This window comes from Kineosporia sp. NBRC 101677, from assembly GCF_030269265.1.
Lineage (GTDB): Bacteria > Actinomycetota > Actinomycetes > Actinomycetales > Kineosporiaceae > Kineosporia > Kineosporia rhizophila.
Genome location: NZ_BSTA01000012.1, coordinates 181,020 through 200,639, shown reverse-complemented (window position 1 = coordinate 200,639; position 19,620 = coordinate 181,020). Strand labels below are relative to the sequence as shown.

The window sequence follows — 19,620 nt, the reverse complement described above, 5'->3', positions numbered from 1 at the left end:
CTACACCTGTAGGCTATCTGGTGACCCGAGCGCGCGAGCCGCTCACCGGCGTCCTAAAGTTGAATTCGTGACTACCACGTATGCCAAGGTCAACGGCGTTTCCAGCCTCACCGTCGAGCAGGAGGCAGTGCCCTCGGCCCTGCCTGCGGGCATGGTCCGGGTGAACATCACCTACTGCGGTATCTGCGCGACCGACACGCACAACTACACCAGCGGGGGCCAGATCCCGGCCGCCGTTTTCGGGCACGAATGGACGGGTGTGGTCGCGGCCACCGCCGACGACGTCGAGGGCCTGCCGGAAGGCACCCGCGTGATCGCCAGTGTCGGTGCGGCGTGCGGGGTTTGCGCACAGTGCCAGGCCGGTCACCCGGGCCACTGCGACCTGGCCTTCGCCGAGGCCAACGGCGTGGCCCCCGGAGCCCCGCAGCACGGGGCCTTCGCCCAGTCGCTGGTGGTCTCCGCCCGCCGGGTCATGCCGGTGCTGGAGGGCCTCAGCGACGTGGAGGCCGCGCTGGTCGAACCCACCGCCGTCACCTTCCACGCCGTACGCCGCACCCGCCAGCCCCTGGGCGCCGTCGTGGTGGTGCAGGGCGCCGGGCCGATCGGCCTGCTCGCGGCCCAGCACGCCCGTCACGCCGGCGCCGGTCACCTGGTGGTGATCGAGCCCAACGAACAGCGCCGCGAAGCCGCCACCCGGCTCGGCTTCACCGACGTCCTGGCCCCGGGCGAGGCGGCCAAGGCCCACATCCTCGAGATCACCAGCGGCCTGGGCGCCGACGTCCTGTACGAATGCACCGGCGTGGCCGCCCTTCTGCAGCCCTCCGCCGAACTCGTCCGGCGTGGCGGCACCCTCTCCCTGCTCGGCTTCCCGATGACCGACTCCACCGTCAGCTACGGCGACTGGCAGATCCGCGAGCTCACCGTGATCGGCTCACTCGCCTACACCCGCGACGACTTCCTCGGCGCCCAGCGGGCCATCGCCGACGGCTCGGTGCGGGTGGCCGACCTGCACACCGGCACCATCGGTCTGAGCGAGCTGGCGGCCATGCTCGACGAACTGGACTCCGGCCGCACCACGCACGCCAAGGTCCTCGTCGACCCGCAGCGCTGAGCAGCTCACTCGGGCCAGGCGCTGCAGGCCGGGCACTCGGTGACCGTCACCGCCCAGCAGGTGGGCATCGGCAGCCCGGAGACGTTACGGCGCGCCTTCGTGGCCCGGTTCGGCGTTCCGCCCAGCGTCTACCTGCAGCGCTTCACAGGCCCAGGTCGCGGCCGATGATCTCCTTCATGATCTCGTTCGAGCCGGCCCAGATGCGGGTCACGCGAGCGTCTTTCCAGGCCCGGGCCACCCGGTACTCGTTCATGTAGCCGTAGCCGCCGTGCAGCTGCAGGCAGGCGTCCAGGATCTGGCCCTGGACGTCGGCCGTCCACCACTTCGCCTTGGCCGCGTCGACCGCGCTGAGCTCGCCGGCGGTGTGCGCCCGCACGCAGTCGTCCACGTAGGCCTGGGTCACCTCGGCCCGGGTGACCAGGTCGGCGAGCAGGAACTTGTTGTGCTGGAACGAGCCCACCGGCTGCCCGAAGGCCTGCCGGTCCTTCACGTAGACCAGGGTCTCGTCGAGGATGGCGCGGGCGTGGGCCAGGTTGGCCACCGCCCCGCTGATCCGTTCGCGCGGCAGCTTGACCATCATGTGCTTGAAACCCTGGTCGAGCTCGCCGATCAGGTTCTCGGCCGGCAGCAGCACGTCGTCGAAGACCAGTTCGGCGGTGTCGGCCTCGGGCATGCCGACCTTGTCCAGGCGGCGGCCCCGGGAGAAGCCCTCCCGCGAGCGCTCGACCACGAACAGGGAGATGCCCCGGGCCCCGGCCCCGGGGGTGGTGCGGGCGGCCACGACCACGATGTCGGCCGAATAGCCGTTGGTGATGAACGTCTTGGCCCCGTTCAGGCGCCAGTTCTCGCCGTCCCTGACCGCCGACGTCTTCAGAGCGGCGAGGTCCGAGCCGGCCGAGGGCTCGGTCATCGCGATCGCCGCGATGCTCTCGCCCGAGGCGATGCCGGGCAGCCAGCGTTCCTGCTGCTCGGGGGTGGTGAGGGCGGTGAGATAGCCCGTGACCACGTCGAAGTGGATGCTCAGGCTGGAGGCCAGGGCCAGGTTGACGGCGGCCAGTTCCTCGGTGAGCACGGCGTTGAACCGGTAGTCCTCGGCCTGGGAACCGCCGTACTGCTCGGGGACCTCCAGGCCGAGGAGGCCCTGTTTGCCCGCGGCCAGCCACATCTCGCGGCCGAACTCGTGGTCGCGGGCATGGTCCTCGACGTGGGGAAGCACTTCGCGGCGCAGGAACTGGCGCACCGAGTCGCGGAAGGCCACGTGGTCGTCGTCGTAGACGCTACGCCTCATCCCGGCAGGCTAGACCAGATATCCCGATTTGGTCAGGCCTGCCGGACAGTTGAGACGGCGGTCTTAGACCGTCGCTGCCTGGGCGGCGGCCGTGGCCTCGGCCGCCAGCCGGGTGATCTCGTCCCAGCGGCCGGCGTTCACCAGTGACTTCTCCACCATCCAGGTGCCGCTGATGGCGGGCACGCAGGGCAGGGCCAGGTACTCCCCCAGGTTGTCCAGGGTGACCCCGCCGGAGGGCATGAACGTGATGCCGCCGAACGGCGCCGACAGAGCCTTGATCATCTTGGGGCCGCCGAGCAGTCCGGCGGGGAAGAACTTGACCTCGCGCAGGCCGAGCGCGACCGCCGACATCAGATCGGTGGAGCTGGAGATGCCGGGTAGCGCGGGCACGTCCAGTTCCTGGGCCCGGCGGACCACGTCGGGGCTGATGCCGGGGCTGACCACGAAGGTGGCGCTGGCCTCGACCACCTCGTCGACCTGGGCCGGGGTAAGCACCGACCCGGCGCCGACCGTCATTCCTTCGAGCTCGGCCAGACGGCGGATGCCCTCCAGCCCGGCCTCGGTGCGCAGCGTCACCTCCATCACCGCGATCCCTCCGGCGAGCAGGGCCTTGCCCAGAGGTACGGCCTGGTCCGCGTCGTCGATGACGACGACCGGCACGACGAGGTGGTTGGGCAGCAGGGGGGCGGTCACGTTCGGGGGCTCCTCGGTTTCGTGGGTCAACTGCAGCATCAACGAAGGACGTCGGTGCTGGCGTTGAGTGCGTCGAGTTCGGCTCGAGTGGGCAGCGCCTCCCAGTCACCGGGCGCCTGACAGACCGCGCCCCCCAGCCGGTTGGCCAGGGTCAGGCAGGCGAGCGGTTCGCCGTCGTCCAGCAGGGCGGCCAAGTAGCCGCCGACGAAGGCGTCGCCCGCCCCGACCGCGTCGGTGACCACGACCGGGGTGGTGGGGCCGTGGTGGGCCGCATCCTCGAACAGGGCGATGGCGCCGAGGTGCCCGAGCTTGAGCACCACGTCACCACCGACGGCCTCGGCCAGTGAGCGGGCCAGTTTCTCCCCCGCCTCGAACGACTCCACCGGTTCCGGTGCGGCGCCCAGCAGCAGGGCGGCCTCTTCGGGGCCGGCGAAGGTCAGATCGGCCTGCCGGGCCAGCTCCACCAGGGCTTCGCGGGCCTGTTCGTCGCTCCACAGGGTGGCCCGGTGGTTGACGTCGAAGGTGACCAGCGTGTTGTTCTCGCGGGCGATCCCGACCGCCTTGAGCACGGCCTGCCGGGGGTCAGGGCCGAGGGCGGGGGTGATGCCGGTGACGTGCAGCACCGCCGAGGCGGCGATGACGTCGGAGAACTGCTGCACGTAGGCGGCGCTCAACTGGGCGGCGGCGCTGCCGGCGCGGTAGTAGCGCACCCGGGTGGTGCGGGCGCCCCGGGCCTCCTTGACCATCAGCCCGGTGGGGTGGGCGGCATCGCGCTCGGCGTGCACGGTGACGCCCTCGGCCCGCAGTTCGCGCACCACCAGGGTGCCGAAGTCGTCGTCGCCGACCCGGCTGATCCAGGTGGCCGGGCAGCCCAGCCGGGCCAGGGCGATCGCCACGTTCGACTCCGCCCCGCCCAGCCCGAGGGTCATGGCGGCGCCGTCGCGCAGTCTCGGCGCCGGTACCGGTGACAGCAGCGCCATCGTCTCGCCGATCGTCACCACGCCGTTGCCCTGCAGTGCCATGTCACCATCCGTCTTCGTCGAACGTGTGGGTCAGTGCTGAAGCAGTACCAGCCGTTACCTCCGGGTATCAAGGTGTGCCGGCCGATGGGTCAGCCGATCCGCAGCATCACCTTGCTGCTGCCGCTGTCCGGGTCGAGGGCCACCGCCATCGCCGTGGCCGCCTCCTCCAGGGCGAAGGTGTGGGTGATCAGCGGCGACACGTCGAGACCGTCGCGCATCGCCTCGACCGCGTCGGTGATCTCGTCGACGAACCGGTACGAGCCGATCCAGGTGATCTCGCGGGTGACCAGGTCGCCCAGGACGGCCTGGACCTCGGCGCCGGGCAGATTGCCGACCTGCACGAGCGTGCCGCCGCGGGCGGTGGCCCGCAGCACCGGTCCCAGGGCGCGGGGTGAGCCGGACGCCTCGAAGACGATCTCCACGTCTTCGGGCAGCCGGCCGCCGGCGGCCACGTTCACCGTCTCGTCGGCCCCCATCTGCTTGGCGATGTGCAGGGCGCTGTCGCTGACGTCGGAGGCCACGATCGCATCCGCCCCGCAGTACTTCGCGGCCGCCACCACCAGGGAGCCGATCGGCCCGGCGCCGTTGACCAGCACTCGCTTGCCCTGCAGCCGCCCGGCCCGGCCGACCGCGTGGAAGGCCACGCCCAGCGGCTCGGCCAGCGCGCCGTGCTCGGTGGTGACCTCGTCCGGCAGCAGCCGGATCTGGTCGGCCCGGGCGACGCGGAACTGGCTGAACCCGCCGTCGGTGTGCGGGTCGAACGCGGCCGAACCGAAGTAGCGGCTGGGCGTGTACAGGTTGGTGCGGCCGGCCAGTCGCTCGGGCAGGACACCGTCACCCACCAGGGTCGCCGGGTGCACGGTGACCGCCTGCCCCTCCTCCAACCCGTGGTGCAGCCCCTGCACGCCCGGGCCGAGACCGGCGATCCGCCCGGCGATCTCGTGGCCCAGCACCAGCGGGTGCCTCAGCCGGGCGGTGCCGGAGGCGCCGTGCCGGTAGTAGGAGGTGTCCGAGCCGCAGATGCCGCCCCACTCCACGGCGATCAGTACCTCGCCCTCGCCCGGGACCGGGTCGGGCAGCTCGTCGATCCTCAGGTCGTGCGGACCGTGCACCACGGCGGCTCTCACGCGGCGTCCTCCAGGGCGGACAGGTCCCGGTCGGCCACCTCGGGCATCAGATAGGCGGTGACCAGGGCGATGAACGAGTAGGCGATGAGCATGGCGGCGATCGGCCACCAGCTGTCGAAGGCGGCGGTCAGGCCGGCCGCGATCACCGGGCCGGCCGCCACGGTGGCGATGCCGCCCAGTTCCTTGGCCAGGCCGACCTGGGTGAACCGGTTGCGACCGCCGAGCAGCTCGGACATGGTCACGTTCTCGAGCGCGAACAGGCCCAGGACGGCCACGTTGTAGCCGAGGATCATGCCGATCACCAGGCCCGGGGTGCTGCCGCCGGTGACCAGCAGGAGCATCGGGAAGGCCAGCAGCATCGAGACCAGGCTGATCGCCATGTACATCACCCGGCGGCCGAAGCGGTCGCTGAGCAGGCCGACCACCGGCACGGTGGCGAACCCGACGACCGAGCCGATCAGCAGCGAGTCGGTGGCCAGCGACTTGTCCAGGCCCAGGGTGGTGCCGATGTAACCGACCAGGAAGGTCTGGATCAGGCCGGAGTTGCCCGCCTGGCCGATCCGCAGGCCCAGGGCGAGGAAGAACGCCTTGCCCTTGCTGGCCTTCAGGCCCGCCTCGAGCTTGCTCTCCCTGATTTCGGCCCGCTCCAGCGCCTTGCCGTCGACCACGTCGTCGCGGGCCTCGAAGACCGGGCTCTCCTTGACGTTCCGGCGGATCCAGAGCGCCAGCACCAGCAGCACGAAGCTGGCCAGGAACGGGATGCGCCAGCCCCAGCTGTGCAGCTGCTCGTCGCTCAGGGTGGCCAGCAGCAGGGCCCAGATGCCGGTCGCCACCAGTGTTCCCGAGTTGGTGCCGAGCGCGATCAGCGAGGAGATCAGGCCCCGGCGGCCCTTCGGCGCGTACTCCACGAGCATGACCGTGGCGCCCGCGATCTCGGCGCCGGCCCCGAAGCCCTGCACCAGCCGCAGCACCACCAGCAGGGCCGGGGCGAACAGGCCGATCTGCGCGTAGGTCGGGAGCGCGCCGATCAGGGTGGTCGAGACGCCCATCATCGCGATGGTGATGAACAGGACCCGCTTGCGGCCCAGCCGGTCGCCCATCCGCCCGAAGTAGACGGCACCGGCCAGGCGGGCCACGTAGCCCACGCCGTAGGTCGCCATCGCGGCCAGCAGGCCGATCGCGGGACTGACGTCGGGGAAGAAGATCTCGTTGAAGACGATGGCGGCCGCCAGCGAGTACAGCTGGAAGTCCATGAACTCCATCGCGGTGCCGAGCCAGCCGGAGACGGCGGCCTTCGACAGGTCCTTCGTGGACCTGGCCGGCGTGGAGCCGGGCGGCGGCGCGTCGTTGACGGCCGAGGCCTCTGTGCTCATCGATTGCTCCCTTGCATCGACCGGATCCCTCGTCGGGTCCTTGTGTGCTAGCTGAAATATACAAGCACTGTCGCGCAGATCAAGTCCACGGAAGGACCCGCCTGCCCCTTCGGCTCACAAACCCGGCCATAACGCTCACACCGTCCAAGATCCTTTTAGGCTGGCGGCTGTCCGCGCACCAAGATCACCGGACGCGATGAGCCGCGATTCCCTCCGACCACGGGAGTTCCGATGTCCGTCGACGCTGCAGTCCCCACCCGGCCCCCGGCCATTCTGAAGGACCGACTGAACGTTGTCGGTGAACGGCATACCGAGAGCGACCTGCGCCGGGAGGCCGAGCGGGCCTACACCACGAAGATCTTCGGACCAGACCGCTACTGGCAGGAGTACGAGTTCCCCGACCGACTGGCCGCCTCCCAGCAGGGCCAGCAGTGGCCCACGAAGGAACTGGCCGACTTCATGGATCTGCGCGCCCCCTTCGGCACCGCCTTCGCGCTGTCCTTCTACGAACCTCTGGCCCGCACGGCGGCCGCTGCCCCGAAAGCGGGGGTGGGCTCACCACTGAACGCGGTACTGGCCGACATCGAAACGAAGCTCGCCGACCTCGAGGCGGCCCGGAAGCGCACTCGCAGCGGCTGGCGCAATCCCGAGACCTCGGTGGTGCAGAAGGCGGTCGACTTGACCTCGGCACGCCTGGACGCTCTGCTGAACGGCTACCGGACGGCCGCCAAAGACCAGACCCCGGGCTGGATTCCGCGCCGCATCCAGGCCGCCGAGAAGCTGGCTCTGGGGCAGGCCGTGATCGACCAGTGCCTCGACTCCCTGGCCGCCGAGGAGAAGATCACCCTGGCCGCCGGCCCGGGCAAGGGCACACAACTGTGGAACCTGGTCTCGGACCGGCGTTCCCTGATGATGGTCGCCGCCACTCAGCTCTCGCCGATTCCCGGCATCTGGAAGATCGGCGACCGGCACGTCCAGGACATCCTGACCGGCAAGGTGAAGGCCAGGGTGACCAACCGGGCCGCGGCACGCTCAGGCGAGCCGCACGCCCAGGCCAACTACATCACCCATGACCAGTTCACCGAGATCCTGAAACACTAGCTCTCACAAGAGTACGGCCCCGGCTCCGAACGCCGGCAACAGGGCCTCGACGGAACCGGTCAGCGCGCTGTCCTCGGCCAGGTCCTCGGCACCGAGCACGGTCAGCAAACGCGAAACCACACCGACTGAAGACGCTTTCCAGCAGTCGGCCAGCGCAGGTGCGGCCGGGTCGGTGGTGCCGAAGAGCTGACCACCAGAGGACGGGTCGGGTCGGGTTGCATTGGCCCACGCGGCCAGGGCGAGGGTCTGGTGTTCCCCGGCGGTGGTTCCCCGTTGTTCGCGCAGCACGGTGAACCACCGCTGGGGAAGCTTGAGTGAGCCGTCGGAACCGATCTGGCGCAGTTCGTGATGGATGGCCGGGTTCTCGAAGCGGGCCACCAGGCTTTCGGCGTACCGCACCGGGTCCGGACCACCGGCGGGCAGGGCTGCGGCTACGTCGGCCGCGTATCCCCGAACGAATTTCGCGCCCCAGGGGGTGGCGAGCACGTCGGCGATGGTGCGGCAGCCGGCGGCCAGGCCCAGGTAGGCCAGGCCGGAATGAGCACCGTTGAGCAGCCGCAGCTTGGTCAGCTGGTAGGGCGCCACGTCGTCGACGAGCTGGGCTCCGCCGTGTTCCCAGGCGGGCCGGGCCGCACGGAAGTCGTTCTGCAGCACCCACTGTGTGTAGGGCTCCCCCGACACGGCCAGTTCGTCGCGCACACCGAGCCGGGCGGCCACCTCGTCCAGATCGGCCTGGGTGGTGGCGGGCACGATGCGATCGACCACCGTGGCCGGGAAGCCGACCGAATGCTCCAGCCAGGCGAGCACCTTGTCGCTGTCGGCCCAGTCGGCCGCGGTCACGAAATCCCGCACGACAGAGGCCAGCACAGCACCGTTGCCATCCAGATTGTCACAGGAGACGACATCGATCGGCGCGCCCGACGTCCTCAGGCGGTTCGCCAGCGACAGCGCGAGGCGACCCACAACCGTCTGAACCGCAGCGTCCGCCTGGCTGCTCAGCGCCAGGTCGGCCACGATCCGCGGATCGGCCAGATCCAGCCGCCCCGTCGCCGGATCGCGGTGATAGCCCTTCTCGGTGACAGTCAGCGTGACCGTGCTGACCTCGGCCGAGCTGATCAGCGAATCCACCTGCACCGCATCGTCCCGCAGATGCAGGGCGCCGGACAGGGCCGCAACCACCCGCGGACCGGAGCCCTCCGGCGAGCGGGTCGTGACCGAGAACAGGTGGTCCTGCCGCCGGGCTCGTTGCACCACCGAGGCATCGCGGGGCGCCACCGCCACGATCCCGATCGCCTCGCCGGTGGCCGCCGAGGCCGCCTCGGTGTAGACGGCCTGGTGCGCGCGATGGAAGGCTCCGAGCCCGAAATGCACCACCCGCGGTGCTAGTTCACGGGGATCAAGCAGAGGACGGCTCTCCGCGGCGAGCGCCTCCAGGGTGCGGTGTCCGAGGTGCGGGCTCACCAGTCGTGCACCGACCCGTCGAGACGGCGGGCCACGGGCAGGTACTTCGGGTCGTAGGGGTAGCGCTCGGCGGCCTTCTCGTCGTACTCCACGCCCAGACCAGGCTCGTCGGACAGGTCCAGCATGCCGTTCTCGAGCGTGACGTTGGTGCGGAACACCTGCATGGTCTGCTCCACGTGCGGCATGTACTCCTGGATGCCGAAGTTCGGAACGGTGAGGTCCACATGCACTGCCGCAGCAAGGGAGATCGGCGACAGGTCGGTGGCTCCGTGCGAGCCGGTGCGCACCTGGTACAGCGCGGCCAGGTCGAAAATGCGCCGCAGGTGCGTGATCCCGCCCGCGTGGACCACCGTCGTGCGCACGTAGTCGATCAGCTGCTCGGTGATCAGGTCCTTGACGTCCCAGATCGAGTTCAGGATCTCACCGGTCGCGATCGGGGTGGTGGTGTGCTGCCGGATCAGCCGGAACGCCTCCTGGTTCTCGGCCGGGGTCGGGTCCTCCATCCAGAACAGGCGCAGGTCCTCGACGCTCTTGCCGAAGCGGGCGGCCTCGATCGGGGTGAGCCGGTGGTGCACGTCGTGCAGCAGGTGGAAGGCGGAACCGAACTTCTCCCGCACGGCCCGCAGGTAGGTGGGCGCGAAGTCGAGATAGGCCTCGGTCGACCAGGGCTGCTCGTCGGGGAGGTTGCTGTTGGCCGGCTCGTACACCTCGCCCTTGCGCACGCCGTAGCTGCCACCCAGGCCCGGGACCCCGGTCTGGGCCCGGATGGCCTGGTAGCCCAGGTCGCGGAACTTGGCCACGTCGTCGAGCAGGGAGGGCACGTCGGTGCCGGAGGCGTGCGCGTAGACCATCACCGCATCGCGCGAGCGACCGCCCAGCAGTTGGTACACCGGCAGCCCGGCGACCCTGCCCTTGATGTCCCACAGGGCCACGTCGACTGCGGCGATCGCGGTCATCGTCACCGGGCCCCGGCGCCAGTAGGCCCCTCGGTAGAGGAACTGCCAGATGTCCTCGATGCGGGCGGGGTCACGGCCGATGAGCAGAGGGACGACGTGGTCGCGCAGGTAGCTGGCCACGGCCAGTTCGCGTCCGTTGAGGGTGGCGTCGCCCAGACCCGTCACGCCGTCGGACGTGGTGATCCGCAGGGTGACGAAGTTGCGGCCGGGAGAGGCCACGAAGACCTCTGCGCGTTCGATCGTGCTCACTGAACCATCTCCTTCGGCGGCCGAGCGGGACTGCCATGCACCTGGCATTAGTATACAAGCACTTGTTTACCAGCATCGCACCGCCGGTCCGGGCCGAAGGGGGTCCACTACGATGGCGCTCATGTCCCCCCGCAAAGCCGGCGGCAGTAGCCGGCAGGCCGTCTACGAGTCGCTGCGACGGCGCATCCTGGGGCTGGAACTGCCCCCCGGCACCGCCCTGTCGGAGAACGACCTGGCCACCGAGATGGGGATCTCCCGCACACCGGTGCGCGAGAGCATGATCCTGCTGTCCGAAGAGGGCCTGGTGCAGGTCTTCCCCAAGGTCGGCACCTTCGTCTCCCGGGTCGACGCGGCCCGCGTGGCCGACGCCCAGTTCCTGCGCGAGGCAGTGGAACTGGCCGCCCTGGAAGATGTTCCGGACGAGCCCGACGCCGAATTGGTCGCCCTGCTGCGCGAGAACCTGGGCCGTCAGCAGGCCGCGGGCATCGAGCGGGAGGAGTTCTTCCGGCTCGACGAGGAGTTCCACCACCTGCTGCTGCGCCTGAGCGGGCACGGCAACTCCTGGTCCACCGTGGCCTCGGCCAAGGGCCACCTCGACCGCGCCCGCCGCCTCGGCCTCGACGAGGTGGGCTCCCCCAAGCCGTTCATCGACCAGCACGCAGACGTGCTGGAGGCAGTGCTCTCGGGCAACACCGAGGCCGCCCGCACCACCCTGCGCCACCACCTGCGCGCGGTGTTCGAAGACGTCGAGCGCGTGCGCCGCCGCTCCCCCGAACTGTTCGCCACCGACCCCGACGCCGTTCCGGTGCGCCGCAGCGTGGCGGTCTGGAACAACTAGGAACCTGGGACTACAGACGGTCCGCCCGCCGCCACAACTCCCGGATGCCGCGCGGGAACACCACCATCCAGGACACCACGCCGACGAACCCGAACGGGAAGAACCCCTTCAGGAAGATCAGCAGGGGCAGGGTCATCAGCACCGTGCCCACCACCCGCCCGGCCAGGCCGAAGGTCACCGTGGTGGCGTCCCACTTACCGGTGCCCGCCCGGCTGCGCTCGCGGGCCAGCCGGGCCGCCGCCGCAGCCGAGGTGAACGGCTCCTCGCTGTCCAGGTGAGACTCTCGCCCGGACACCGACTCCGACTGCGGCGCAGTTCGGTGGTGAGGCGCGTAGCACTGCGGACACCACTCAAGACCGGACGCGAACAGTGCGCCACACTCACACCGCTCGGGCAACGCTCACACCCCGCCAGGGCTGGACATGGGATTGCCGTACCCCCTGGGCCCCACCTGATAGGTGGGCCCGGGCCGCTCCGGCGCTTTGGGGGCAGCGGGAGCAGGGGGCGGCTTCGGCGCAGGGACGGTTGCGGGAGCATTCGGGCCGGTGTGCAGGGATCTCGGCTTGGCCAAGGGCGGAGGACCGGAAACGGAAGGAGGCTGAGGCATGGGCCGAACCGTCTGACCGCCGACACTGCCCACCCGGACCGCGCCCGCCGGACCGCCACTCGCACCGGAGCCACCGGAGCCCGGGCCGTTCAGCACCCCGACGCCGCCAGGGCCACCACCTGGGCCGCCCGGCCCAGCCAGCCCGCCCGGTCCACCCGGTCCACCCGGTCCACCCGGCCCGCTCGATCCACGCGGCCCACCTGATCCACCCGGCCCGCTCGATCCACCAGGTCCCGCTGGCCCACCGGGCGTAGATGTGCCACTGACTCCACCGGGGCCAGCAAGTCCGCCGAGGCCAGCAGGTCCACCGGGGCCGCCCGTTGCACCAAGCCCACCAGGTCCCCCTAAACCACCGGGACCACCCATGCCAGCGGGTCCCCCAGCTCCGCCAGGACCGCCAGGACCGCCAGGCCCGCCAGATGTGATGGCCCCACCGACTCCGCCCACCCCACCCGCCCCACCGATTCCGCCCACGCCGCCCGCGCCACCCATGCCACCCATGCCACCCATGCCACCCATGCCACCCGGGCCACCCGGGCCACCCGGGCCACCCGGGCCGGGAGGCACACCGCCAACCAGTCCACCGGGCCCACCCGACACGCCTGGTCCACCCACGCCACCCGGGCCCGGCGCCCCAGGACCACCTTGTCCGTTGTGTACACCTGGTCCACCCGGTACACCTGGCCCGCCGGGGAGAGCCGGCCCGCCCGGAAGACCAGCCAGGCCGCTCAACCCACCGACCGATCCGAGACCCGAACCCGGCCCACCACCGGGACTCATCCCAGTCAACCCACCGGGGGCAGCCGGTAGCCCTGCACCGGCCACCGGACCTGCCGCAGCCGCCGAGCCAGCACCGGGCACGAACCCGCCACCAGCACCTTCAGCGACTCCCCCGGGCCACCCCACCGATCCCAGATGCGCCGCATGCCCCACCACACCGATCGATTTGCCCTCGTAAGCCGAAAGCAGCACGGCGCGCAGCGGATTGACGGACCCGGCAACCGTGCCCGCATCCATCGCGTCGGAACCCGGACCAACACCTGCAGAGCCCCGGCCGGCGGCGAGCGCAGCGTCCCCCGAAAGCACCGCAGATACCGTCAGGTTCGCCGCCGTACGAGCAACGTCTGTCATGAGCGGCGCCCCCGGCTGGTGCACGGCCGCGGCCACCGAGTTCGGTTGCGGCGGCGGGGCGGGCTGTTCCTGCTTCTGCATTTCCAACTGCAGCAACGCCTGCGGCGGGGGCACCCGGTCCAGGTGCGCGGCAGGAGCGTCGTCCCGAGCGGCGCCGCGTGAGACTGCCCGGCCGTCGGCCGCGCCCTCCCCGGCACCGGGCTCCGGCTGCTGGGTCAGGTCGACGCCGCAGTACTCGCAGAAGTGCCAGTCGTCGTGGATCACCAGGTCGCAGTTCGGGCATTTCTGGGCGGCGGCGAGCTGTTCCCAGGGCGCGCGCAGCCAAGGTGCACTCTCCACGCGACTCTCCCCTCACCCGTCCGGGCGCGCCGGATCCGGCCCTTCCTCTGCTCTTATCTCGACCTGGCCCGGCAGGATCTGCGCAGGGACGTCCGCGTTCCCTCCCGTGGGTCAGCCCGACCCGCCGTGAGGCGGGAACGGGAAGGCGCCCACCGGCGTCCTAAATCTGGAGTGGCAAGAACACGCGGAGCGACTGATCGTCGAGGGGGGCGACCACTCATGCAGCGCAGGCAGCACCCGTACGACGGCAAACGCACCGGCCGGCGCGAGCAGGTGCTGGTGACGGCGATGGCCGTGGTCGCGATCGTGGCCATCGTGACCGTGGTGGTGGGACCGTGGCGAGGAGAGGGCGACTTGAGCGACAGCACAACACCGGCAGAGCCTGACCTGCTGGTACCCCGGCCCCCGGGCATCGACACGTCCCAGGCGCACCTGATCGTCAGCCCGGGGGCGGTGCCGGCCGAGGGCGGTGAGGTGGCCGTGATCCTGGCCAACCCGACCACGGAACGCGTCGATTTCGGCGTGATGGGCAGGCTGCAGCGCTGGGACGGAGCAACGTGGCACGATCACCGTCAGCTGACCACCGGTCTGAGCCTCGACTCGCCTCCTGGCGGCCTGCACAGCCTCCAGGAAGAGCTGATGGTTCCGGCGATCGCCCTCGGCGCCCCGGCGGGCAGTTTCGGCTCCCCGGTGTGGACGCGCATCGGTGACGTGAGCCCGGGCTGGTACCGCATCCAACTGGGCAACTCCTACGGCCTGATCGAGGTCGGCGGCACGCCCGAGCACCAGGTCCCGCGCTCCAGCACAGCCTTCGGGTTCGAGGGCGATCACGTGGTCGAGGCTGCGGAACCCGCCACGCTCAACCTGATGGTCGTGCCCCGGGGCCGCCTCGAAGGCGTCTTCGATCCGCAGGAGCAGGTGGGCGACCTCACCGGCGAGGCCCGGATCGAGCGGATGGACGAGGGCCGCTGGGTGGTGGTGCCCTCCGACACCCTGCGCACCCGCGACGACGAACCGCAGAACGGGCCCAACTTCGTGGTCGAACTGCCCGCCCTGGAGAAGGGCCTGTACCGGGTGAGCCGCGAGGCGACCGTGGCCGGCCGGGTCGAGTCGCTGTTCTGGGCGCTGCCGCTGTCCTGAGTCCTGCGCAGCTCGCGGCATATCCTGCCCTTGGCCCGGCGATCCTGGGCCGACGTCTGCGAGGAGAGGAACTTCATGCGCGAGCTCTACCCGGCGATCGAACCCCACGCCAGCGGTCTGATGGAGGTCGGGGACGGACACTCGGTCTTCTGGGAGGAGTGCGGCAACCCGCAGGGCAAGCCGGTCGTGTTCCTGCACGGTGGCCCGGGCGGCGGGGCCTCGGCCCGGCACCGGCGGCTGTTCGACCCGGCGAAGTACCGGATCCTGCTGCTGGACCAGCGTGGTTGTGGGCGCAGCCGGCCGCTGGCCAGTGATCCGGTGGTGGACATGAGCGCCAACACCACCTGGCACCTGGTCGCCGACCTGGAGCAGTTGCGGACCGAGCGCGGGATCGAGAAGTGGCAGGTGTTCGGCGGGTCCTGGGGCTCGACGCTGGCGCTGGCCTACGCCCAGAAGCACCCCGAGCGGGTCAGCGAACTCGTGCTGCGAGGCATCTTCACCCTGCGCAAGAGCGAGATCACCTGGTTCTACGAGGGCCCCGCGGCGAACATCGCGCCGGACACCTGGGCCGGTTTCCTCGGTGGGCTGCCGGAGGCGATGCGGGTGCCCGGCCAGCTGGTCGAGAACTACGCCAAGCTGTTGTTCGACGAGGACCCGGCCGTGCACCAGCCGGCCGCCGTCGCCTGGGCCACCTGGGAACTGGGCAACCTGACCGTGCAGCCGCGGCCCGACCTGATCGCGGTGGCGCAGGATGCGGTGGCCTCCACCGCGTTCGCCCGCATCGAGAACCACTACTTCCGCCACGACGGCTGGCTCACCCCCGGTCAGCTCATCGCCGACGCCCCGCGCCTGGCCGGCATCCCGACGGTGATCGTGCAGGGGCGTTACGACATCTGCACGCCCGCGGTGACCGCCTGGGATCTGCACCAGGCGTTGCCGGAGGCGGAGTTCCACATCATTGAGGACGCCGGTCACGCCTTCGACGAGCCGGGGATCCTGGACGTCCTGGTCACCACCACCGACAAGTTCGCGGACCGATCATGAGCACGACCGGAACACCGGCGAGTGCGCAGCTGCACCGGCTCGGCGAGCGCTGGTTCCGTACCCAGCACACGCTCGAGCCGTTCAACTCCACGATGCTGGGTCTGTCCGAGTTCGACCATCTGGCCGGTGATCCCAGCCGGGCGGCCGGTGAGCAGGCGGCCACCACGTTCGCCGGAATCCTCGGCGAGCTGGGCGATCTGGACACCGAAGAGCTTACGGACGATGAACGCGTCGATCGCGCGGCTCTCACCGAACTGGTGCGGGGCTCCCACGGAGATGCCACCCACGCGTTGTGGGCGGCGAGCACGTCGGCCGGTGGGTACGTATCCCGTCAGGGGCTGATCTTCCAGGCCGTTCCGGCGATGACGATCACCGACGAGGCCGGCGCCGAACGGTATCTGCAGCGCCTGCAGGGCATCCCGGCGGTGCTGGAGGCGCTGGCCGTGCGGGGCGCGGAAGAGGCTGCGCTGGGAAGGCCTTCTGCGCGGGTGGGTCTGGAGCAGGCGCTGGGGCAGATCACTGCGGCGTTGAAGGCGGACGAGGCGTCCGACTCGCTGCTGGCGCCGGCGCGTGGTTCGGCCGTTCTGGAGCAGGCGACGAAGGTCGTGCAGGAGCGGATCCGCCCGGCGCTGGAGCGGCTGGCCCAGGCGCATCGGGACCTGCTGGCCGGGGCGCGCGACGACGAGCACGTGGGCATCCGGTTCGTGGCGGGCGGCGAGGAGGGCTACGCCGACGCGGTGCGCCGCCACACCACCACCGAGCGCTCGGCGCAGGAGCTGCACGACCTGGGCCTGCAGCTGATCGACGAGCTGCGCGGGCGCTGGGCCGAGATCGGTGGGCGGGCCTTCGGTCTGCGCGACCTGCCCTCGATCGCTGCGCGCCTGCGGGAGGATCCGGCGCTGCGGTACTCCTCGCCGGAGAACATGATCGAGCGGTGCCAGGCGGCTCTGGCCAAGGCCGAGGCGGCCGCGGGCCGGGCGTTCGACCTGGGTGAGATCCCGCCGTGCTCGATCGAGTCGATCAGCGGCGCCGACGCCGAGGGGGCCGCCACGGCCTACTACCGGCTGCCGGCGGTGGACGGTTCCCGTCCGGGCGTGTTCTTCCTGACCACCTCGGGTGCCACCGAGACCCCGGGGTACGACTGCGAGGCACTGACCTTCCACGAGGCGGTGCCCGGACATCACCTGCAGTTGTCCTCCCTGCAGCAGGCCCCCGTCCCCTACTGGCGGCGGTACATCGACATCGAACTGGGCGCGTACACCGAGGGCTGGGGTCTGTACGCCGAGCGGCTGGCCGAGGACCTGGACCTGTACTCGGACGACGTGCAGCGTCTGGGCATGCTCTCGTTGTCGGCGCTGCGCGCGGCCCGGCTGGTGGTGGACACCGGCATGCACGCCCTGGGCTGGTCACGGGCCCGGGCCGAGCAGTACATGCGGGAGAACACCACGGCCACGGAGCACGAGATCCGTTCTGAGGTGGTCCGTTACGTCGGCTGGCCCGGTCAGGCCCTGGGCTACGCCACCGGCCGGCAGGAGCTGCTGCGGCTCCGGGAGGCGTCGGGTCTGGACCTGACCGAGTTCCACCGCACGGTACTGGGGCACGGTTCACTGCCGCTCACCGTGCTGGCCGGTCTCTTCGAGAACCGGAGCTGATCGCGGCGTCCACCGGTTGTTCCTCCCCGACAGGGGGTTCAGCCGGTGGACACGTAGCGGAACTCGGCGTCCTGGCCGAGAGCTCGCTGCAGGGCACGGTCCATCAGGAGCCTCAGGTTCTGGGCGTTCTCGGCGTCCTGGTTCTCGTTGCCGGGAATCAGGCTCCGCACCATCACCACGGTGTTGCCCAGCCGGGCGAAGGCCACACCCTCGTTGTCGCCGCGCCAGTGGTTGCGGACCGTGAAGAACGCCGGAATCTCCACGGCACCGGGCTCGTTCGATCCCGCGACGTCGACCGGCCGGACCGGACTGTCCCCGTCATCGCTGGGATCCGCCGCGCAGCCGGGCACTTCGTCCAGCATGGCCTGGAACACCTGCCGGGCCGGCGCCGGGCCGGCGTTCCAGGCGTACAGCTGCTCGTAGGCGCCCGGCGAGATCGCCGCCTCGGTGCGGTCGTACCACTCCTGTTCCCAGGCATGTTCCGGCTGGGGCCCGTCCGTGACCGCGGATCCCTCGTTCGTCGGGCAGACCCCGATCTCGACCCGCTGGCCGGACAGATCCACCGGCGTCGACTCACCGGTGGCCCGCACCGCCTCGACCGGCAGGTCGATGAGGCTGAGCAGATTGCCGGGCCCGGGCGTCAGCATCACCTGGTCCGGCTCCACCGGCGGCCGGCTCGTTGCCCCGACCTTGGCGGGGGCGTCGCTGCGGGCGGTGAACAGCGGCGAAATCGTGGGGACGACAGCCAGGGCCGCCCCCACGATCAGCACGACCAGCAGGACGGCCCGGCGCTTCATCACGCCGGAACGCTGTCATGCTGCGACGTTTGTGGCAATTCTGGCCTCTGGTCTACACGTGAGCGCCGAGCAGGCCCGCTTTCCGTAGCGCGGCCAGCCCCCGGGCAGCGTTGCTCCGGACCGTTGCGTGGGCCATGCCGAGGGTCTCGGCGATCTCGTGGTCGTTGAGACCCTCGTAGTAGCGCAGCACCAGCACGGCGCGGTGCTTGGGCCGGAGCGTGGCCAGCGCCTGCAGCAGGGCGTCGCGCTCGGCCAGGGCGCCGCTGGTGTCGTCGACCGGACGATCTCCGAGAACCGCGCTGTCGGTCGGTGACTCACGCTGGAAGCCGCGCCGCCAGAACGAGGTGGCGGCGTTGACCAGCATCCGGTTGACGTAGGCGGCCGGGTCGTCGGCCCGGCTGACCAGGTCCCACTTCAGCAGCACCTTGGCCAGCACGTCCTGCACCAGGTCCTCGGCGTCGGCGTTGGACCTGGTCAGGCCGCGGGCCACGGAGAGCATGCGCGGGCTGCGGGCCCGCACGAACTCCTCGAACCCGGGGGCCTTCTCCAGGGACGGTTCCTGCCAGGGGCGTCTCACTGCCCGTCACCCGTTCCGCTCTCGCTGCCCGGTACCGTCTCGCCCGGCTGACTCGTCGCACTCGGCTCGACCGAAGAGGTGGGCAGGTCGCCCTCCTCCTGCACCACGCCGTCGGGCACGGCCGGCTCCAGCCCGGACGGCGCCCCGTCTCCCGGCACCCGGCCGGTCAGGCGGTAGACAGCCGAGTCGAGCACCGACATCGCGCCGGTGTACGCCTCGTCCTCGTTGCCCTCGTAGTTCTGCGGGCCGCCGGTGGATGAGGGAACCGCGACCTCAACGGAGATCAGCGCGTCACCCCAGACCGCGAAGACCTGTGCCTGCGGGATGTTCTGGCCATCCTCGAAAGTTGCCGCCAGGTAGGGCACCACGATCTCCCGCGGTGAGGTGCGGTCGGTGGTGACGCTCAAGCCCTCCTGCCCGGGACCGGAGGTGCACTCCTTCAGCTGGGCGCGCAGGCCGTCGAGCACCGCAGCCGCCTGGTCCGGCTGACCGGGCCACTGGGCGACCTTTTCGGTGATCGCGTAGTTGGCCGGGGTGTTGCCCTCGTCCGAGAACCAGGTCTGCTCCCAGGCGTTGTCGGGGGCGACAGCGCCGAACGTGTCGTCCACGCACACCCCTCCGATCCACGGCTCCCCCGAGAGATCCTGCGGTTCGCCGTCGGCGCGCAGCCGTTCGGGGCCGACAATGCTCCAGTTCTTGTCGGAGATGTCACCCGTCTGCAGCAACGACGAACGGGTCACGTCCGGGATCGTGGTGTCCAGGGTCTGGGTGGTGCTGGGCGTGGGTGTCGGCCCGGCCGGAACCCCGTCACCTCCACCGCCCGTGGACCATGGGGAGACCGCCACCGCCACCGCGGTGAGGGCGGCCGCCGCGGTCACGGCACCGGAGGCTATGGCCTGACTCGTCCGGTGCTTCTTCTTCGCTCTGCGCTCGATCCCCCGCAGGTCGGGAGCGGGCCCGGTGCCCGCCTCCAGACCGTTCCGGAAGAGAGCGACCACCTGGGCGTCCCCCGCCCGCGGCTGGTCCAGGTCGAGGTCGGGCTGCTCGTCCCCGGCGCTGCCGCCGTCCTTTGCGTTCATGCCCCCAAGACGCGGCCACCGGCGTGAGTTGTGGC

Annotated in this window: 20 protein-coding genes; 6 read left to right on the top strand and 14 right to left on the bottom strand. The window is 70.7% G+C overall.

What is annotated here, in order from left to right:
• The first annotated feature begins 67 nt into the window (after nt 1–67).
• Nucleotides 68–1,111 carry a zinc-dependent alcohol dehydrogenase gene (locus tag QSK18_RS29470; protein WP_232812142.1) on the top strand — a complete coding sequence of 348 codons (1,044 nt, stop codon included), beginning with the start codon at nt 68–70 and terminating at the stop codon, nt 1,109–1,111.
• Nucleotides 1,112–1,253: 142 nt separating this feature from the next.
• Here QSK18_RS29470 and QSK18_RS29465 read toward each other — a convergent pair whose 3' ends face one another.
• From QSK18_RS29465 to QSK18_RS29445, 5 genes are all read right to left on the bottom strand, one after another.
• A complete protein-coding gene (locus QSK18_RS29465; protein WP_232812143.1) occupies nt 1,254–2,399 on the bottom strand; it encodes an acyl-CoA dehydrogenase family protein in 1,146 nt (381 codons plus the stop codon).
• A 63-nt stretch (nt 2,400–2,462) separates the two neighbouring features.
• Nucleotides 2,463–3,092: a bifunctional 4-hydroxy-2-oxoglutarate aldolase/2-dehydro-3-deoxy-phosphogluconate aldolase gene (gene eda, locus QSK18_RS29460; protein WP_285625851.1), complete on the bottom strand. Its 630-nt coding sequence runs from the start codon at nt 3,090–3,092 to the stop codon at nt 2,463–2,465.
• Between the two features lie 38 nt (nt 3,093–3,130).
• Nucleotides 3,131–4,114 carry a sugar kinase gene (locus QSK18_RS29455; RefSeq protein WP_285625848.1) on the bottom strand — a complete coding sequence of 328 codons (984 nt, stop codon included), beginning with the start codon at nt 4,112–4,114 and terminating at the stop codon, nt 3,131–3,133.
• A gap of 89 nt (nt 4,115–4,203) precedes the next feature.
• Nucleotides 4,204–5,241: an L-idonate 5-dehydrogenase gene (locus QSK18_RS29450; protein WP_232812146.1), complete on the bottom strand. Its 1,038-nt coding sequence runs from the start codon at nt 5,239–5,241 to the stop codon at nt 4,204–4,206.
• On the bottom strand, nt 5,238–6,614 hold the full coding sequence (locus tag QSK18_RS29445) for an MFS transporter (protein ID WP_232812147.1): 1,377 nt from the start codon (nt 6,612–6,614) through the stop codon (nt 5,238–5,240). The genes QSK18_RS29450 and QSK18_RS29445 overlap by 4 nt, the downstream gene beginning before the upstream one ends.
• A 231-nt stretch (nt 6,615–6,845) precedes the next feature.
• Here QSK18_RS29445 and QSK18_RS29440 point away from each other — a divergent pair, with 231 nt between their 5' ends.
• Nucleotides 6,846–7,715 (top strand): hypothetical protein, encoded by an 870-nt coding sequence (locus QSK18_RS29440; RefSeq protein WP_285625843.1) that lies wholly within the window; start codon nt 6,846–6,848, stop codon nt 7,713–7,715.
• A 3-nt stretch (nt 7,716–7,718) separates the two neighbouring features.
• Here QSK18_RS29440 and QSK18_RS29435 read toward each other — a convergent pair whose 3' ends face one another.
• Nucleotides 7,719–9,176: a mannitol dehydrogenase family protein gene (locus QSK18_RS29435; RefSeq protein ID WP_285625840.1), complete on the bottom strand. Its 1,458-nt coding sequence runs from the start codon at nt 9,174–9,176 to the stop codon at nt 7,719–7,721.
• On the bottom strand, nt 9,173–10,381 hold the full coding sequence (manD, locus tag QSK18_RS29430) for a D-mannonate dehydratase ManD (protein ID WP_285625836.1): 1,209 nt from the start codon (nt 10,379–10,381) through the stop codon (nt 9,173–9,175). Before manD ends, QSK18_RS29435 begins: the two co-directional genes overlap by 4 nt.
• 121 nt (nt 10,382–10,502) lie before the next feature.
• On the opposite strand from manD, the gene QSK18_RS29425 reads away from it, so the two are divergent.
• Complete coding sequence (locus QSK18_RS29425) at nt 10,503–11,219, top strand: GntR family transcriptional regulator (RefSeq protein ID WP_232812150.1); 717 nt, start codon at nt 10,503–10,505, stop codon at nt 11,217–11,219.
• A 10-nt stretch (nt 11,220–11,229) separates the two neighbouring features.
• Here the strand turns inward: QSK18_RS29425 and QSK18_RS29420 are convergent, their stop codons facing one another.
• The 4 genes from QSK18_RS29420 to QSK18_RS29405 all read right to left on the bottom strand — a co-directional run bounded on the left by QSK18_RS29420 (nt 11,230) and on the right by QSK18_RS29405 (nt 12,752).
• On the bottom strand, nt 11,230–11,514 hold the full coding sequence (locus tag QSK18_RS29420) for a hypothetical protein (RefSeq protein WP_285625833.1): 285 nt from the start codon (nt 11,512–11,514) through the stop codon (nt 11,230–11,232).
• A 401-nt stretch (nt 11,515–11,915) separates the two neighbouring features.
• A complete protein-coding gene (locus QSK18_RS29415) occupies nt 11,916–12,161 on the bottom strand; it encodes a hypothetical protein (protein ID WP_285625830.1) in 246 nt (81 codons plus the stop codon).
• Between the two features lie 9 nt (nt 12,162–12,170).
• Nucleotides 12,171–12,497: a hypothetical protein gene (locus QSK18_RS29410; RefSeq protein WP_285625826.1), complete on the bottom strand. Its 327-nt coding sequence runs from the start codon at nt 12,495–12,497 to the stop codon at nt 12,171–12,173.
• A gap of 114 nt (nt 12,498–12,611) precedes the next feature.
• A complete protein-coding gene (locus QSK18_RS29405; RefSeq protein ID WP_285625823.1) occupies nt 12,612–12,752 on the bottom strand; it encodes a hypothetical protein in 141 nt (46 codons plus the stop codon).
• A gap of 763 nt (nt 12,753–13,515) precedes the next feature.
• On the opposite strand from QSK18_RS29405, the gene QSK18_RS29400 reads away from it, so the two are divergent.
• The 3 genes from QSK18_RS29400 to QSK18_RS29390 all read left to right on the top strand — a co-directional run bounded on the left by QSK18_RS29400 (nt 13,516) and on the right by QSK18_RS29390 (nt 17,132).
• Complete coding sequence (locus QSK18_RS29400) at nt 13,516–14,436, top strand: hypothetical protein (RefSeq protein ID WP_285625820.1); 921 nt, start codon at nt 13,516–13,518, stop codon at nt 14,434–14,436.
• A 75-nt stretch (nt 14,437–14,511) separates the two neighbouring features.
• On the top strand, nt 14,512–15,480 hold the full coding sequence (gene pip, locus QSK18_RS29395) for a prolyl aminopeptidase (RefSeq protein ID WP_285625817.1): 969 nt from the start codon (nt 14,512–14,514) through the stop codon (nt 15,478–15,480).
• Nucleotides 15,477–17,132, top strand: a complete 1,656-nt coding sequence (locus QSK18_RS29390) for a DUF885 domain-containing protein (protein WP_285625814.1) — start codon at nt 15,477–15,479, stop codon at nt 17,130–17,132. Before pip ends, QSK18_RS29390 begins: the two co-directional genes overlap by 4 nt.
• Before the next feature lie 38 nt (nt 17,133–17,170).
• Here QSK18_RS29390 and QSK18_RS29385 read toward each other — a convergent pair whose 3' ends face one another.
• The 3 genes from QSK18_RS29385 to QSK18_RS29375 are packed head-to-tail and all read right to left on the bottom strand — an operon-like array spanning nt 17,171 to nt 19,585.
• On the bottom strand, nt 17,171–17,932 hold the full coding sequence (locus tag QSK18_RS29385) for a hypothetical protein (RefSeq protein WP_285625811.1): 762 nt from the start codon (nt 17,930–17,932) through the stop codon (nt 17,171–17,173).
• Between the two features lie 49 nt (nt 17,933–17,981).
• A complete protein-coding gene (locus QSK18_RS29380; protein WP_232812156.1) occupies nt 17,982–18,506 on the bottom strand; it encodes a SigE family RNA polymerase sigma factor in 525 nt (174 codons plus the stop codon).
• Nucleotides 18,503–19,585, bottom strand: a complete 1,083-nt coding sequence (locus tag QSK18_RS29375) for a hypothetical protein (RefSeq protein ID WP_285625807.1) — start codon at nt 19,583–19,585, stop codon at nt 18,503–18,505. Before QSK18_RS29375 ends, QSK18_RS29380 begins: the two co-directional genes overlap by 4 nt.
• Nucleotides 19,586–19,620: the final 35 nt, after the last annotated feature.